Raw genomic sequence first — 17,502 nt, 5'->3', positions numbered from 1 at the left:
TCTTCGTATTATATATTCCTTAAACAGAAATTTAATTATTATCAAAAAATTACAAACAACTAAATAAAACCCCATAAGTAACTCTTAGTTACCTACGGGATTATTCCATTATTCATTGTACATTGGTACTCCCAGCGGGAATCGAACCCACATCTATCCCTTAGGAGGGGATTATTCTATCCATTTAACTATAGGAGCTTATATTCAATTCGTACTCATAAATTTTATACTAATTATTTACCATTGTCAAATTAATAATCAACTTACTTTTTCTATAAGATTCTGAATTCTAAAATTCTTAAGAATTTTAGAATTCAGAATTTAGGAATATAAAAATATATATTCTTAAGAATACCAGCTTTAACTAAAGTATTCCTCCATTAATTCTTCTAGCTGTTTCTGCAAATCCATTTTTTCCTTATACAAAGCATCTAATTTTTCATAGTCATCGCAGAATTTATTGATTTCCTCTTCAATACCTTTTAATTTTTCTTCTAATTCTCCTATCTTTTCTTCAAGTTTTAATTTTTTAAATTCATTATTAGATTTAGCATTGTTAGATACTTTTTCTTTTTTAGCCTTTGTTATTTTGTTTTCTTCCTTAGGAATTATTTTAACCTCTTCCACACTTTTTAATTGAGCAATTTTTTCTTTATAATATTCATAGTTACCATTATAGGAATTTAAGGCTCCTCCCGATAATTCCACAACCCTATTTGCTATATTATTAATAAAATATCTATCATGAGATACAAATAATAGTGTTCCTTCAAAGTCTTTTAAAAATTCTTCTAATTCTTCTCTTGAAGCTATATCTAAATGATTTGTTGGTTCATCCAAAATTAAAAGATTCACTTCCTTATACATCAATATAGCCAGTTTAAGTCTGCTTCTCTCACCTCCAGATAAGGCTCCAACCTTCTTAAATACCATTTCTCCAAAGAACATATATCTTGCAAGATATTCTCTAGCCTTACCATCTGTTATTACTATATCTTCTCTAAAGGTTTCTAATATAGTTTTATCTTCATCTTCAAAGACTACATTTTGTGGTAAATATCCAAGCTTTATACTACTGCCTAGGGTTGCTGTTCCCTTATCTGCTTCAAGGTTTCCAAGCAAAATCTTTATTAAGGTTGATTTTCCACAACCATTTGCTCCTATTAAGGCTACTCTTTCCTTATTTCTCACTAGTAAATCTGCTTTATTAAATAAGACTTTCTCATCATAACTTTTGTATAATTCTTTGACTATAACTACATTATCTCCGGATCTTTCTCCTGTATTAACATTAATATTAATATTTTGTCTTTCCATCACAGGCTTGTTTACTCTTTCAAGCTTATTTAACATCTTTTCCATGCTTGCAGCTCTTTTAAAGAACTTAGTATTATCACCATTCTTTCCCCATTCCCTTAATTGGGCAATAGACTTTTCAATTGCTTTAATCTTCTTCTGCTGATCTAAGAAGGCTTCCATTTGAAGCTTGAGTTGTCTATCTTTTTCATTTACAAAGGCTGTATAATTCCCATCGTAACTTTTTGCTTTCATATCTTCTATTTCAATAATTTTCGTCACTACATTATCTAAAAAATATCTATCATGAGAAACTATTATTACTATGCCTTTATATTCTTTAAGATAAGCTTCAAGCCATTCCATAGTCTCCAAATCCAAATGATTAGATGGTTCATCTAATAGTAATATATCAGGATTTTGAAGAAGTATTTTCCCTAAAATAACTGTTGTTTTTTCTCCTCCACTGAGTTCCGTAAATAGTTTATTCTTAAACTCCTCATCAATTTTCAGTCCCACACAAACCTTGCTTAATTTTTCTTCTTTTTCATAGCCTCCCAAACTTTCATAGTTAGTTTGTACTTTAGAATAACTATTTAATAGTTTCTCCATATTGATTTCATTAGCTTTCGTCAGTTGCTTTTCAATAAGTTCCATTTCCTTTTGCAACCTATCTATTTTCTCAAAAGCTGTATTTAAAACATCAATTACTTTATAACCTTCCGGGTAAACTGGCATCTGTTCAAGATACCCTAAAGTTGAATTCTTTTTAATTGAAATAGTTCCACTTTCATGTTCTTCAATTCCCATAAGTATTTTTAATAGCGTACTCTTACCACAACCATTTTCCCCTACAACTCCAACTTTTTCAGAGGTTTGTATATCAAATGTAACATCCTCTAAAACCATATTTGCTCCATAGTATTTTTGTAATTTATTCAAAGCTAATTCTATCATTATTAATTCCTCCAATTTTCTCTATATTTTTTTGTTCTACATTCTTGTGTTTACTAAGTTTTATTAATAAAAATAACATTACTGGAATATACACGACTGCTATAATTCCAAAAGCTATTGAAAATCCAACCTTTTCTGCCAGTGCTCCAAACAAAGGAAACACACTTATCATAAATGCACTAAAGCATAAACTATCAAAAGATAATATTGTTGCTCTATATTCTGATGGTACTCTTGAGTTAATATAATCGCTAAAGATTGTGAAGGAAAGCCCTGCTGAAACTGAACTTAAAAGGAAAAATACTACTGATAATTCCTTTATAAAGGCTAATCCCATCAAAGATAATATATTTATAAGTGATACAGTTATTAAAGTTCCTTTTAATTTTAAGCTTGCTTCAAGCTTATAAGCATATTTTGAGCTAATAGCATCAATAAGACTACTTGCTGCACAGATTATAGCTATCATTGTTTTTGAATAACTAATATCAGAAAAATACTGTTGACTGTAATAAAACACAGTAGTTTGAAGACTTGATACTAATGCTGAAAATAATATTAAATATAATACTACCTTTCTTATTCTTAATACCTTCACACTTGTCACCAATTGATTTAATATTAAATTTCCAGTTTCCTTTACTTTATCTTCTTTTTGAATAGGTGGTTCATTAAAGTTATAAGCAGCTATTAAAGCTATTATCTGTATAACAGCCCCTAATATATATGCATATAAGAAATTAACATCTGCTAAGATTCCACCAAGTAAGACTGCTAACCCCTGAGCTAAAGACATAATAAAGGCTAAATCCCCCCATATTTTCTTATATTTATCCTCTTCACCTAACTCTTTTAAACTATCATAAACTAGAGCTTCCCCTGCTCCAGAATTTAAATTTGCTCCTGCTGCACTTAATGCAAAGGCAATACTAAAGCCCCAAAAGCCATTTGAAATAATCATTAGAATACAGGAAACTATACTAACAATTCTTCCAAGAATTACACTAAACTTCTTTCCATATAAATCAGCAATAACTCCTGTTGGCAATTCAAATAACACTCCTGTTATATGATAAACAGATTCTATAAGCCCTATCTCCACTAAAGACATACCTTTAAAGCTTAGGTATAGTACCCATATTGCTGAGGTGATATTTAATTGTAGTAAAAAATTATATACATAACTAATTGATATATTTCTTTTTAATTTTTCTTTAATATTCATATTTATTAATCCTCCAAAAATCTAATTTATTTTTTTATGCACAAAAATAAGCCTTTAAATTTTAGCTTTTAGTAAAACTCACTAAAGCTAAAGTAAAAGACTTATGGAAGAAACGCATCTTAGATTTTTGGTTATAACCTTATTGATATTCAAAATTCACACATCAAAGTTTAGCTAAAACCCTTAAAATAAGTAATATAAAAGGACCCAAGTATAAAAACCTTGAGTCCCAAAAAGCTTAACTTATCAGTATATGAATTTCAAAAAATTCAATTTACCTAAAGACATGGAATCATGGATTCATACTATAGTCAGTACTTATTCTAAAAATGGACGCACTTCCCCCGTTAAATTGAGCATATGCAAATTTTGTAAACAATCCACTACCGAACTTTTCTTTCTTGCTTACAACGATTTTAAAACTACCAACTATATTAGCCATGATTCCACCTCCTCTTCTTAATAATACTATAAATTATATACTAAATACTGGTATTTTGCAAGGATTTTATTAGATTAGCTATCTCATTTCCTCGGAAATACTTAATACTTAAATTGTTTTTACTTTAAATTTTCTATTAACTCTAACTCTAAAAATATCAACTATCTTTGTAATTAATGGACCTGATAATATTATTACAGCTAAAGATATTGCCCAATCTTTTATATTTATCACAGATAAACTAAATATTTCTCTTCCAATAGGAGTTATAAATGCAAGCACTATAATCCCAAACATAGATAAGCACATTATAGTTTTGAACTTTGTCAAAGGTTTTGCAACCCTAAATAAAATTACCATGCTTATACCAGAAAACATCAATACTGATAAGGTCCTGCTATAATCCAAAGATGCATTTATTCTAAGAGACAATACGAAGGTTATTACAGTAAACAATGCCAGCAATATTCCATTTGGTATACTTACTGTGGTTATTCTTGTTAAGAAGCCTTTCTTTACTCCTCCAGTACTAGGTAACAACGCTAAAAAGAAAGATGGAATTCCTATTGCACAGCTTCCTACCAAAGATAATTGAATTGGCAATATTGGATATTCTAAGAATAACACTGAACACATAAGAGCTAAAATCCCTGAATATATTGTTTTTGATAAAAATAATTCTGAAACTCTCTCTAAATTATTAATTTGCTTTCTTCCTTCTTCAAGTACCTTAGGAAGTGCAGAAAAATCTGATTTCATTAATACCAACTGTGCTACTGCTTTTGTTGCATCAGATCCATTTGCCATAGCTATTCCACAATCTGAAGCTTTTAAAGCAAGTACATCATTTACTCCATCACCTGTCATGGCAACAGTATGCTCCATTTCTTGAAGAACTGTAACTATTTTTTTCTTTTGATGTGGAGTTACTCTTCCAAAAACAGTTGTATCATTAATTACTTTTTTAAGTTCTTCATGGTCTTCTGGCAATTCTCTTGCATCAATATATTTTTCCCATTGCTCTACGCCAGCTCTTCTTGCAACCTCTGATACAGTAATAGGACTATCTCCAGAGATTATTTTTACATCAACACCTTGTTCACTAAAGAATCTTAATACATCTGGTGCTGCTTCCCTTATAATATCTTCAATTAATATTAATGCAACACTTTCTATATTTCCTTCTAATTTTTCACTTAATTTGTTGTGAAGATTAGCTAACAACAAGACTCTCTTGCCCTTCTTTGCTTCTTCTTTAACTAGATTTTCTATAAAGTGATATTGTTTATTTAATATGATTTCAGGTGCACCTAAAATCCAGGTTCCAATTCCATCAAAAGTAGCACCACTCCACTTTCTTTTTGATGAAAATGGAATCTTATCTGTACATACTAAACTTTTATCATAACCTTTATATCTATCTAAAATAGCCTTTTGTGTTGGGTTATTACAAGGTAAATTATGAATTAAAGCCGCTAATATATTATCTATTTCTCCTGAATCTCGGCAGCCTATATTTTTAACTTCAGCTAGTCTTAAATCTCCTTGTGTTATTGTTCCTGTCTTATCTAAACATAATACATCCACCCTTGCCAAAACCTCTGTAGCACATAATTCCTGCACTAAGGTATCATATTGAGATAACTTAACAATCGAAACGATAAATGTAGCACTCGTTAACAATACAAGTCCTTCAGGCACCATACCAACAATTCCTGACACTGCACCTATACATGCATCCTGCCAAGTATTCTCAGGGATTCTTAATTGAGTTATTATTAGCAATAATGATAATGGTGGTACTATCCATATTATAACTTTAAATATTTTATCTATAGCTGTTTGCAATTCTGAATTTATTATTTTGAATTGCCTTGCTTCCTCTGCAAGTGTAGAAGAATAAGTTTCTTTTCCAACTTTTCTTACAACTGCATAACCTTCTCCTGATGCAACAAAGCTTCCTGAAAGTAACTTTTCACTATAATGCTTAGAGATTGCATCTGCTTCCCCAGTAAGCATTGATTCATCTATTTCAAGTCCATTACTTTGTATAACTTCAGCATCTGCTAGTATCTGCATACCTGCTTCTAAATACATTACATCATCAAGCACGATATCTTCTATGGAAATTTCTTTTATTTCACCATCACGAATGACTTTTGCATGAGCTTCACTAATAACAGATAACTTTTCTAATGTATGTTTAGCTTTAATTTCCTGTATTACTCCAATTAATGTATTTACAATAATAACACCTACGAAAATAGCATTCTTAGGTGAGCCAGCTATAATAATTGCCGCTGCAAGAGTAAAATTTATAGCATTAAATTTTGTAAATAAATTTGCTCTTATTATTTGAGCTATAGTTCTTGATGGAGTTTTAGGAATATGATTAACTTTGCCTTCTTTTATTCTTTTCTTAACTTCCTTTGATGTTAATCCTATTATTTCGTCATCGTTCCTTTCCTGAATATCTAATGTATTGTTTAAATTCATTAAAACTCTCCTACCTATGTAAATTATTTTTCTACCTTATTTCATCGAATTAATTAATGTATTATATATTATACCTTATTTTAATAATATTTTTCCCTATGTTTTACTTAAAATATTATTAAATTTATCTATTTTAATAATCGTATAACTTTTTTATTCTTTTAATATAATAATTTTTATATTATACTGATTAGTGTAAAATTATTATATTGAAGGAAGTGTAATATTTAATGCTGAGAACTTTATTATTTTATTCAGGTATGATCCTTAGTTTAGTTTTTGCTTCTATTTTTAGAATTAGAATAAAATTTTTAACTTTTACCAATAATATAAAAGGAAGAAATAACTTCATTCATAAAGTAACCCATACATGGGCTAAATTTATTTTAAAAATAGCTGGTGCTAAAGTTAATGTTATAGGTCTAGAAAATATTCCTAAAGATGAAACTGTATTATTTGTTTCAAATCATGAAAGCAATTTTGATATTCCATTATTATTAGGTGTTATCGACATGCCAAAGGGCTTTATCGCAAAGAAAGAGCTTGAAAATTGGCCTTTCATAAGCACTTGGATGAAATATATAAATTGTATCTTCATGGATAGGGATAATTTAAGAAAATCTGCGGAAGCAATAGTTGACGGTATAAATTTATTGAAGTCTGGCCACTCTATGGTTATTTTCCCATCGGGTACACGAAGTAAAGGCAAGTCTATTGATGAATTTAAAAGCGGCAGTTTCAAACTAGCGACAAAATCAAAATGTCCAATAGTACCATTAACAATAAACGGAACCTATAAGCTCCTAGAAGAAAATAATAATAGAATTAAAGGCGCCGATATAGAATTAATAATTCATCCTACTATATATGTAGATAAATTAACTAAGGACGAGCTAGAGAAGCTACCTAATACAGTCCATTCCATCATAATTAATTCATGTAAGGATTACTAAAAAATATTATAACATATATTAAATTTTTTTGACATAGTTTCGTATAATATGTTATAATAAATTCATTTGACTTATATATGTTGCAATTCACAATTGTGTTTAAATTTTTTGGCATTTCAATACTAGAAATTAAGAATTATTCTTGCAATTTATATATTCCTTTAATTAGTAAATTAAAGGGGAGCGACCAATTTTAAAATATAGAAACGAGGATATTTAATGAATGATAATCAATTTGCTACATTAGGTCTAAAGGAGAGTATTGTAAAAGCAATATCAGACCTTGGTTTTACGGAACCATCTCAAATACAAGAACAAAGTATACCTGTAACCCTTAGTGGAGCTGACCTAATTGGGCAGGCTCAAACTGGTACCGGAAAAACTGCTGCTTACAGCTTACCAATCCTTACAAAAATGAGTGATAAAAAAGGGATTAAAGCTCTTGTTTTAGCACCAACAAGAGAGCTTGCAGTTCAAGTTAACGAAGAAATACAAAGATTGTCTAAGTATGAAAAAACTGAAGTATTATCTGTTTATGGTGGAGATTCAATAGACAGACAAATTAGAGCTTTAAGAAAAGGTACTGTAGACATAGTTGTTGGTACTCCTGGACGTATGCTTGACCTTATAAAGAGAAAATGCCTTCATTTAGATAGCATTGAATTTTTAGTTCTAGATGAAGCTGACGAAATGCTTAATATGGGATTTATTGATGATATAGAAGAAATTCTTAGTCATACACCAACAGAAAGACAAACTTTACTATTTTCAGCAACAATGCCTGATCAAATAAAAAAACTTGCTAAGAGATATATGAAAGCAGATGCACAGCATGTTTCGATAAAGAAAAGTTCTTTAACTGTATCTAAAATCGAACAAAGTTATTTTATGATTAATAACAAGCATAGATTAGAAGCTCTTTGCAGATTATTAGATTCAGATAATCCTAGTTCTGCTATAATATTTTGTAGAACTAAAAGAGGCGTTGATGAGCTTGTACAAGAACTACAATCAAAAGGTTACATGGTTGAAGGAATGCACGGAGATATGACTCAAGCTCATAGATTAACTACCTTAAATAAATTTAAAGAAGGAACATTAAGCTTATTAATTGCAACTGATGTTGCTGCTAGAGGTATTGATGTTGAGGGAGTAACTCATGTATTTAACTATGATTTACCTCAAGATGTTGAATCTTATGTTCATAGAATAGGTAGAACTGGTAGAGCAAACAAGAGTGGTACTGCGTACTCATTAGTAACTCCAAAAGATTTTGCAATGCTTAAGCAAATTCAAAATGTTACAAAGAGTCAAATTACTCAAAAACCTGTTCCAACTGCTGAAGAAATCAACAATAAGAAATTCAAAAACATGGTTTCCGAAGTTGAAAAAACTATTGAAGCTGGTGAACTTACAAAGTTTATCCCAAGTGCAATAGAATTAACTGAAGCTCATGATCCAGTATCAATTATTGCAGCTTTAATGAAAATTAAATTCCAATCTGAAAGTGTATTTGACTATAGTGCAAATAAGCTTGATGCACCTAAGAAAGAAGATGTACGTTTATTTTTCTCTGTCGGCAAACGAGATGGATTAACTCCAAAGGTATTGATTAATTACATTAAAGACATGACAAGAATTAGTGCTTCTGCAATTGGTCAAATAGACCTTATGGAAAACTTCTCATTTGTAACAGTTGATGAAACTGTAGCTGCCAAAATAATAAATAAATGTCCTGGCGGAAAGATCAACAAAAAGAAAGTTAATGTTGAAGTAGCCAATAAGCGTAAGAAATAATTATAAGTTAATTAATTATTCTTACATAAGGGAAGATTATTTTTAGGAATTCTCCTAGGTTTATCCTCCCTTTTTTTGTTGTTCTTTTTTAATATCTTCACTTATTACATTTCTAATTTCTATCCACAATATTTTATTTATTTATCCACATATCTGCTTAGTTATCTACATTATCTTCATAAAAATTCACATCTACAACGCCATCTAGTGCATACTTTTTTGGCATTCTAATACTAAGAATTCCATTATCAATATTCTTAAGTATTTGGCTTGTCTCTATATCTTCAATATTTTCAAATTTCTTATTGTATGACTTTTTTACAAGCACCTTACTTGTTAATATCCCAATTCCTCTATTCACTAATTCAGACCTATTTAAATTTATTTCTAATATTCCTGGATCATATCTTATACTTAATTCTCTAAGGTCAATCCCTTTTAAATTGATATTTAATAGGTACATATCCTCATATTGCTCCAATTCAATAAAATCATTATTTTCATCTTCTTTTCTTTCATAAATTCCTTCTTCCAAATTCCCATTATCAGTATTTTGAAATTCGCTAATATCTATATTCTCTAGAACAGAACTCATAATATCACTAATTTTTTGCAGATTATTTAAGTTAAAGGTGTCACCTATTCTAAATGAAAAAATTTTAAACATACTTTCCTCCTCATATTTATGGATTTCTAGTTACAAGATAAAAAGCTTCTAATACCTATATAGTATTTATAATTTTTCAATTTGTTTAAACTATTTATTCCATAAATAGAGTTGATTTGCCGAAGAAAAGTCGTCTTTAATCTTCAACTTCATTTCTTAAAGCTGCTTAGTTTTTCTTTATATTTCTTTATCTGAACTCTTGTATCCTCAATTTCTTTATAATTTAAATTTCCTCTTCCCAATCTATCAGAAAGTGAAACTAGTACTATTTCATTAATATTAACATCTTTTAGCATGTCACCAATATTTTGAAACTTCATATCTTTAGTAACAAATAAGCTTTGCATATGCCATCTTACAAGACCTCGTACCTCTTCAATAAATGCCTCATCTTCATTAAAATGTTCTAAGAACTTTACAGTCATATCAGCTCCAACAATATCATGATTATAAGAGGTTAATCTTCCTTTTCTAAGCTTAGTAGTTGGCTTTTTGCCTATATCATGTAATAGAAGTGACCACATAAATACACGCTTATCTCTGCTTTTTTCTCTATACTTTGCACCTTCATCAACTACCATCATTGTATGAATAAAGACATTTCCTTCAGGATGATATTTGGGATTCTGATCAACCTCCTGCAAATCTTTAATCATTGAAAAAGGATAATTATCTAGCAAGTGATTTTTTAAAGCTTCTTCTAAATAATTAGATGGTTTATTATCATTTAATAAATGTTGTTCAATCTCTAAAAAAATTTCTTTATCATTCATTAAAATCATCCCCCTTTTATTATCTGTATTCAAACCTAATACTAGTATTTCAAATATTTTAATTCTTAATCATGAAAATATCTTTTTTATTTTTGAATATATTTAAACTCTAAACCACATTCCACATAAAATAATCTGTTTCACAGGACTATATGTTTCTGCTGATTTTAAAATTTTTCCTAAACTTTAACTTAATTATAGCTCCTAAAAACGAAAAAACAGTAGATAATTTTGCTTAACACAATATTATCTACTGTTTAATTATAGTATATATTTAAATTTTAACCTTCCAAGAATTAAAGAGCTGAATTTCCTCTTTCTCCAGTTCTAATTCTTACACATTCTGCTATATCCACAACGAAAATTTTTCCGTCCCCAACTTCACCAGTTCTAGCAATTTTAGTGATTAATTCTATAACGTCTTCCACTTTCTCATCTTCAACCACTATTTTAACTTCTATTTTAGGTAATACATTAGTTACTATCTCAGTACCTCTGTGATATTCTTTCCATCCACGTTGTTGACCACAACCCATAACTTGGCTTATAGTTACACCATTTATATTATTATTTTTTAATGCTTCTTTAATATCCTCAAGTTTTGAAGGTCTTATAATTGCTTCTATTCTTTTCATAATTATTTCCTCCCTAATCATCCATTATAATATAAATATATGTTGTCTTATTGAGTCTTTATCTAAAAATTATACCATAAATTATTTTAAAATGAATTCTTTATTACAACATATATTATATTATTAATTTATATTCATATGCCCTGACTAGTCTAATCCATTAAATGCTGGGTAAGCAGTTTCACCGTGTTCAGCTACATCAAGGCCATCAGCTTCTTCTGAACTTTCAACTCTAATGCTCATAAATAATTTCATAACTTTTAGTATTATAAATGTCATTATACCTGCAAATAATACTGTTATTACAATAGCTTCAACTTGGGCAATTAAAAGATGCACATCTCCAAAGAACAATCCATCCCATTTAGCTACAGAGTTAATTGCTGTTTGTCCAAATAGTCCAGTTGCAATTCCTCCCCATACTCCTCCAATTCCATGACATCCAAAAGCATCAAGAGCATCATCGTAACCAAATTTTGATTTTACTGCTCCCATGAAGAAGTAACAAATTGGAGATACTATAGCTCCTATTATAATTGAGCTCCAAAGTGGTACAAACCCTGCACCAGGTGTAATTGCAACTAGACCTACAACTGCTCCTGTTACTGCACCAAGTACTGTTGGTTTTCCATGTTTAACTTTTTCAATTAACATCCATGAAAGCATTGCTGTTGCTGCTGCAGTATTTGTTGTCATGAAAGCATGCACTGCTAATTCATTAGCTGCTAATGCACTTCCTGCATTAAATCCAAACCATCCAAACCAAAGTAATGCTGCTCCAAGAACTACAAAAGGAATATTGTGTGGTTTATAAGACATCATACCATATCCACGTCTCTTACCTAACATAATACAAGCTACAAGGCCTGAAACTCCTGAACTAATATGAACAACATCTCCACCAGCGAAATCAACAGCTCCTAAAGCTCCTATTATTCCACCACCCCATACCATATGAGCTAATGGATAATATACTAATAGCGACCACAATCCTATAAAAATAAATAATGCTGAAAATTTCATTCTTCCAGTTAAAGATCCAGTTATAAGTGCTGGAGTTATAATTGCAAACATCATTTGAAAAGCTGCAAAAAGCATATGAGGTATAGTTGGCGCATATGCAGAAGGCGCTCCTGCTACACCATTGAATCCAAAGAAATTAAGTCCCCCTACTATTCCACCAATATCATCACCAAAAGACATTGAATAGCCTACTAATACCCACATTACAGAAGCTAATCCACAAATAAACATTGAAGACATTAGTGTATTTAAAACATTTTTCCTACGAACCATTCCTCCATAAAAGAATGCAAGACCTGGCGTCATTAAAAGTACAAGTGCTGAACAAAGTATAACAAAACTGATATCACCTGAATTAATTTCCATAAATATTCCTCCTTAATATATAAATACTAAACCAAAAATTATAAATTCAAATTACTTATTTTTTCTTTTTTTAAATAAATGTTAGCCCTAGGTAACTGCGCGCTCGTTCCCTAATACAACAATTATAAAATCTGCTTCATTATTACATTATTTGAAATAATAATGTAAAATAAAAAGGTGTTTGATCCGCATACTTAGCAGTACGCTTATCAAACACCATTGTTCTTATTTCATAGTATATAAGGCGAATTAACTTTTGTCAACAATTTTTTCATATTAATTTCAATTTTGTTTAATTTCTAATCAAAATTGTTTATAGTACTAATTATCATCTTCTTTATATGCTTATGCTTATTAGGCATGTCGTCTTCAGTATTGATTAATTGAATTAAATTAGTCAAATCACGAAGTTTACTCACTTTATACCAGTTATCACTAAGCTTGTAATCTGAATTATTATTATATTCTTCTTTAAACACATTAATTAGACTTTTATTGAAATATTCTTCATATCTAAAAAACTGCCCTATATCAGCAATAGGGTGTCCTGCCATTACAAATTCCCAATCTAAAACTCCAGATAAATGTCCATTTTCTATCAAAATATTTGTACCTTGAAAGTCGCCATGCACTAATCTAATATCCTTATCCAATTCCAATAAAATTTCATCATTTTGTTTTACTAATCGACAAATTTTATTTACAATGTCTTTACCCAATCTCTTTTTTGCCATATCCCCCATTAAAATTTCATACCACTTTATAAGTGGAGGAAAGTTGTCTATTACATGTAAATTTTTATCTAAAAATCCGACCTTATCAAATTTATAGCTGTGTATTTTTGCTAGTGTTCTTGCAACACTTTTAACAAAGCCGTCTTCTAATTTATATCCATCACTTACGACTTTACCCAAAGTCTGTCCATTCATATATTCATAGATTGCATATTCCCTATTTTCAATTAGTTCATCTCTACTAATCTTATATATTTTAGGAACTGGTATAGCTTTATTTTCTTTCAACATAGTCAATAATTTAATTTCTCTCATATAATTTTGTTCCACAGGAAAAAATATTTTCAAAAGATATTTTTTATTAATATTATTAGTTGAAATAATATAATTTGTGGTTCTACATCCCTCATCAACTGGTGTTATATTTACAATATTATTTTCTTGTAATATACCTTCAAATAGTTTACTGACTATATTCTCATCAATCTCTAAAAATGGGAATGTTCTCTCCCAATCATGTTCCATAAATTATACCTCGCTACTCTAAATATATTAATTAGTTCCTATGCTTCTAATTGTTCTAAATAATCATAAGCTTTCTCTATTGCCTCTGTTTTAGTTTCATATATATGACTTACTCCAAGTTGAACTGCAAAGCCCATTCGATGTAATACCTTCATTGGCTGCTCTTGTACGTGGGTTAAACAAAGCTTTATATTATTCGCATCACAATGTTTAAGTAATCTGGTTAATGCATCTATTGCAGAAGCATCTATCGCATGGGTATGTCTCATATCCAAAATTACAACCCCAACAGAAGCTTCAATTTCTTTTATCTTACAAATAAATTCTTGTGCAACTCCAAAAAACATTGGACCATTTACTTGATATACTCGTATTCTTCCATCTGTTTTTTCTAATATTGCAGTTGTTTCTTCATCAAAAACTTTTTCCTCTACTAAATCTCTGATTTGTGTAGTATCTGATATTCTCTTCATAAATAAAAATGCTGTCATGACCATTCCAATACCTATAGCAACTACTAAATCAAATATAACAGTTCCTATAAATGTAACTAATAATACAATAACATCACTTTTAGGTGCTTTTAATAAGCCTTTAAAAGCTCTCCATTGTGACATATTATATGATACAACTGCTAATATTGCAGCAAGCACAGTCATTGGTACCATTTTAGCAAGAGGCATTAAAATTAACATAGTAATTAATAATGTTATAGCATGTACCATTCCTGCTATAGGACTTCTTCCTCCTGTTCTTACGTTAGCAGCAGTTCTTGCTATAGCACCTGTAGCAGGTATTCCGCCAAATAATCCTGATGTAATATTAGCTATCCCTTGCGCCACAAGTTCCATATTAGAATCATGAGTATCTCCAATCATTCCGTCTGCTACTACTGCTGACAGCAATGATTCTAAAGCAGCTAAAATAGCAATTGTCATGGCAGGACTGAATAATTTATTTATTACACTCATGCTAAGCTGTGGCAACACAGGCGCTGATATTGTTGATGAAATATCTTGAAATCTGCTTCCTATTGTATCTACTGGCAAATCTAACAGCTTTACAGCAAGAGTTGCTAAAATTAATGCAATCATAGATCCTGGTATAGTTTTATTAATCTTAGGCCAAACAATTATTATAATAACAGAAATTATTCCAATTGCTAGAGAATATATATTTAGTGTTCCCATATTAGAAAAATAACTGTTCCATTTTGCAAAAAACTCTGCTGGTACATTATCAATTTTTAAACCTAAAAAATCTTTAACTTGTGTTGACATTAATGTTACAGCTATACCTGCTGTAAATCCTATAGTTATTGTTTGAGGTATATACTTAATCAGCGAACCAAACTTTAATAATCCCATTATTATCATTATAATTCCAGCCATTATTGTCGCGGTGATGAGTCCATTTAATCCATATTCCTGAATTATAGAATAAATTATAACAACAAAGGCTCCTGTAGGTCCTCCTATTTGAACTCTACTTCCTCCCAAAAATGAAATAATAAATCCCGCGAAAATAGCAGTTATGAGTCCTTTTTCTGGTGATACACCAGAAGATATTCCAAGTGCTATTGATAATGGTATTGCTATTATAGCTACAATAACACCTGCAATAATATCCTTCATAACTTGTTCTTTAGTAATTTCCCCGTTCTTAATCATAGAAAAGAACTTAGGCATCATTTTTAATCACATCCTTATTCAATTGTTCAGATTTTATATTACTCCTAATTAATATAGTAGTCAAAGCAAAATATTCATTTTTTTGACAATAGGAGTACATTTATGACAATTAAATATAGGATTAAATTTTATATTTCTATTAACTACTTATAACATTATCTAATTTAATTTTCAATTCATCAGTAATATTTACTAATGGAAGTCTAACCTCATCTGAATCTATAAGACCTAACTTTTTCAAACAATATTTTACTGGTGTTGGATTAGGTTCTGCAAATAATAGAGGAATCATATTCTGTAATGATTTCCACTTTTCCAGTGCTTCTTGATGATTATTCGCTCTAATCAAATTGTACACTTCAATAAATTCTTTAGTCTTTAAATGAGCAGAAGACATGATTCCACCTTGTCCTCCCATTGTAAGTGTTGTATAAAAAAGTGCATCTTCGCCTGTTAATATAGAAAAATCCTTTGGTGGATTTAATAATAATTCAATTGTTTGTTTTATATTTCCTGAACAATCTTTTATTGCAACTATATTTTTAAGTTCTGCCAGCTTTTCTACAGTTTCATTTTCAATATTAGTTCCAGTCCTGTAAGGTATATTATATAGTATTATATCTAAATCAGTTGCTTCAGATATACATTTAAAATGTTCGTAAATTCCTCTCTGATTAGGTCTTGAATAATATGGAGCTACAGATAATATACCATTAACTTTATGCTTTTCCACCACTTTTAACTTACTTACTACCTCACTAGTATTGTTTCCTCCCAATCCAACATATATTGGTACTCTATTATTACAATACTCTAGAGTTTTAGTTAAAACTTCATCATATTCATTTGGTAGAATTGTAGGACATTCACCTGTTGTTGCTAATGGCATAATTCCTGTTACACCTTCTTCAATATAGTGATCAATCATCCTTTTATAAGATTTTAAATCTACTTGTCCATCTTTAAATGGTGTTATTAGTGGCACTAGTACTCCTTCAATTTTCATAATATTACACTCCTCAAATTAGTTTTTAACAAAAGAAAAACCGTTAGCAGGTACTAACGGGCAGAGTTAATCATATAAAGCTTTATTTAAAATCAAAATACAACAATAAATAATAATTTCATTATTATTCTAAATTTGACTAAATCCTTGTTAGCTCTCCACTTTCGTGACAGTCATACATATATTTTATGCATACCCAGAAATAAATTTTTGCATAATTTAAATCTTCGGCCATATTACCTTTCCTTATTAATCAATGTTTGCCAACTCATAATAAGTACTAATTATATATAGCACCTCTACCTAAGGTTTCTGTTATTAAATTACAATAATTATAACATTTAATTAGATTGTTGTAAATGAAACGCTTTTACAGAACGACTGAATATATAATTAAATTGCCTATTAATACTTATAATAAAAAAGATATATTATTTCATTTTCTTATACACTATTTTAATATTTTCTAAAATACTAATTCATTACTTATCTTATAGTCTTTCAATTAACCTTACTTATCTTTATAAATATATTATTATAATTTTTTTGCATAGTATATAGTTAAAAATGCTATAAAAGTTGCAAAAAATGCTATTAGAAAACTATATTCCATATCTAATATATAAATAAATTAATCTTTACATAATCAAATATTAATTTATATTTTAAATTTTATGCACACATATCCACATAAACAAGAAATAATCCACAAAGAAATTAAATTTATTGTGGATTATTTCTCTATTATGTTAATAATTATATTAACTTTATCTCTTAAATTGCTTTTTAAAACAATTTAAGAATAGAAATAAAAAAAGACAGTTATTACAACTATCTTTTTAACTTACCTCGCAACGTCCTACTCTGCCACACAGTCTCCCATGCAGTACCATCGGCGCTATAGACCTTAACTTTC

General features: G+C 29.5%; 13 protein-coding genes, 1 tRNA gene and 1 riboswitch. Of the genes, 2 read left to right on the top strand and 12 right to left on the bottom strand.

The window, feature by feature from the left end:
• Window positions 1-123: 123 nt before the first annotated feature.
• The 5 genes from L3B98_RS28270 to L3B98_RS28250 all read right to left on the bottom strand — a co-directional run bounded on the left by L3B98_RS28270 (window position 124) and on the right by L3B98_RS28250 (window position 6,416).
• Window positions 124-198: transfer RNA gene (locus L3B98_RS28270), tRNA-Arg, on the bottom strand.
• A 162-nt stretch (window positions 199-360) separates the two neighbouring features.
• On the bottom strand, window positions 361-2,253 hold the full coding sequence (abc-f, locus tag L3B98_RS28265; RefSeq protein ID WP_238919145.1) for a ribosomal protection-like ABC-F family protein: 1,893 nt from the start codon (window positions 2,251-2,253) through the stop codon (window positions 361-363).
• Window positions 2,231-3,478: an MFS transporter gene (locus L3B98_RS28260; protein ID WP_238919144.1), complete on the bottom strand. Its 1,248-nt coding sequence runs from the start codon at window positions 3,476-3,478 to the stop codon at window positions 2,231-2,233. The genes abc-f and L3B98_RS28260 overlap by 23 nt, the downstream gene beginning before the upstream one ends.
• Window positions 3,479-3,770: 292 nt before the next feature.
• Entirely contained in the window at window positions 3,771-3,920 is a 150-nt protein-coding gene (locus tag L3B98_RS28255) for a hypothetical protein (RefSeq protein ID WP_015395773.1), read from the bottom strand.
• 108 nt (window positions 3,921-4,028) lie between these two features.
• Window positions 4,029-6,416, bottom strand: coding sequence for a cation-translocating P-type ATPase (locus L3B98_RS28250; RefSeq protein ID WP_077366672.1), 2,388 nt, complete (start codon window positions 6,414-6,416; stop codon window positions 4,029-4,031).
• 230 nt (window positions 6,417-6,646) lie between these two features.
• Between L3B98_RS28250 and L3B98_RS28245 the strand changes: the two genes are divergently transcribed.
• Complete coding sequence (locus tag L3B98_RS28245; RefSeq protein ID WP_015395775.1) at window positions 6,647-7,369, top strand: lysophospholipid acyltransferase family protein; 723 nt, start codon at window positions 6,647-6,649, stop codon at window positions 7,367-7,369.
• A gap of 219 nt (window positions 7,370-7,588) precedes the next feature.
• On the top strand, window positions 7,589-9,166 hold the full coding sequence (locus L3B98_RS28240) for a DEAD/DEAH box helicase (protein ID WP_015395776.1): 1,578 nt from the start codon (window positions 7,589-7,591) through the stop codon (window positions 9,164-9,166).
• 157 nt (window positions 9,167-9,323) lie between these two features.
• Here L3B98_RS28240 and L3B98_RS28235 read toward each other — a convergent pair whose 3' ends face one another.
• The 7 genes from L3B98_RS28235 to dapA all read right to left on the bottom strand — a co-directional run bounded on the left by L3B98_RS28235 (window position 9,324) and on the right by dapA (window position 16,586).
• Window positions 9,324-9,833, bottom strand: coding sequence for an Hsp20/alpha crystallin family protein (locus tag L3B98_RS28235; protein WP_015395777.1), 510 nt, complete (start codon window positions 9,831-9,833; stop codon window positions 9,324-9,326).
• 149 nt (window positions 9,834-9,982) lie between these two features.
• Entirely contained in the window at window positions 9,983-10,606 is a 624-nt protein-coding gene (locus L3B98_RS28230; RefSeq protein WP_077366673.1) for an HD domain-containing protein, read from the bottom strand.
• Between the two features lie 296 nt (window positions 10,607-10,902).
• Window positions 10,903-11,241, bottom strand: a complete 339-nt coding sequence (locus L3B98_RS28225) for a P-II family nitrogen regulator (protein ID WP_015395779.1) — start codon at window positions 11,239-11,241, stop codon at window positions 10,903-10,905.
• Window positions 11,242-11,388: 147 nt separating this feature from the next.
• Window positions 11,389-12,630 carry an ammonium transporter gene (locus L3B98_RS28220; protein WP_015395780.1) on the bottom strand — a complete coding sequence of 414 codons (1,242 nt, stop codon included), beginning with the start codon at window positions 12,628-12,630 and terminating at the stop codon, window positions 11,389-11,391.
• 299 nt (window positions 12,631-12,929) lie between these two features.
• On the bottom strand, window positions 12,930-13,889 hold the full coding sequence (locus L3B98_RS28215; RefSeq protein ID WP_238919143.1) for an aminoglycoside phosphotransferase family protein: 960 nt from the start codon (window positions 13,887-13,889) through the stop codon (window positions 12,930-12,932).
• 38 nt (window positions 13,890-13,927) lie between these two features.
• Complete coding sequence (locus tag L3B98_RS28210; RefSeq protein ID WP_077366675.1) at window positions 13,928-15,580, bottom strand: solute carrier family 23 protein; 1,653 nt, start codon at window positions 15,578-15,580, stop codon at window positions 13,928-13,930.
• Between the two features lie 139 nt (window positions 15,581-15,719).
• Complete coding sequence (dapA, locus tag L3B98_RS28205; protein WP_077366676.1) at window positions 15,720-16,586, bottom strand: 4-hydroxy-tetrahydrodipicolinate synthase; 867 nt, start codon at window positions 16,584-16,586, stop codon at window positions 15,720-15,722.
• A gap of 143 nt (window positions 16,587-16,729) precedes the next feature.
• Window positions 16,730-16,896, bottom strand: a riboswitch (Lysine riboswitch).
• Window positions 16,897-17,502: the final 606 nt, after the last annotated feature.

Origin of the sequence: Clostridium sp. YIM B02555 (assembly GCF_022320955.1) — a bacterium.
Lineage (GTDB): Bacteria > Bacillota > Clostridia > Clostridiales > Clostridiaceae > Clostridium > Clostridium saccharoperbutylacetonicum.
The sequence above is the reverse complement of the archived record's forward strand: the minus strand, read 5'-3'. Positions and strand labels throughout refer to the sequence as shown.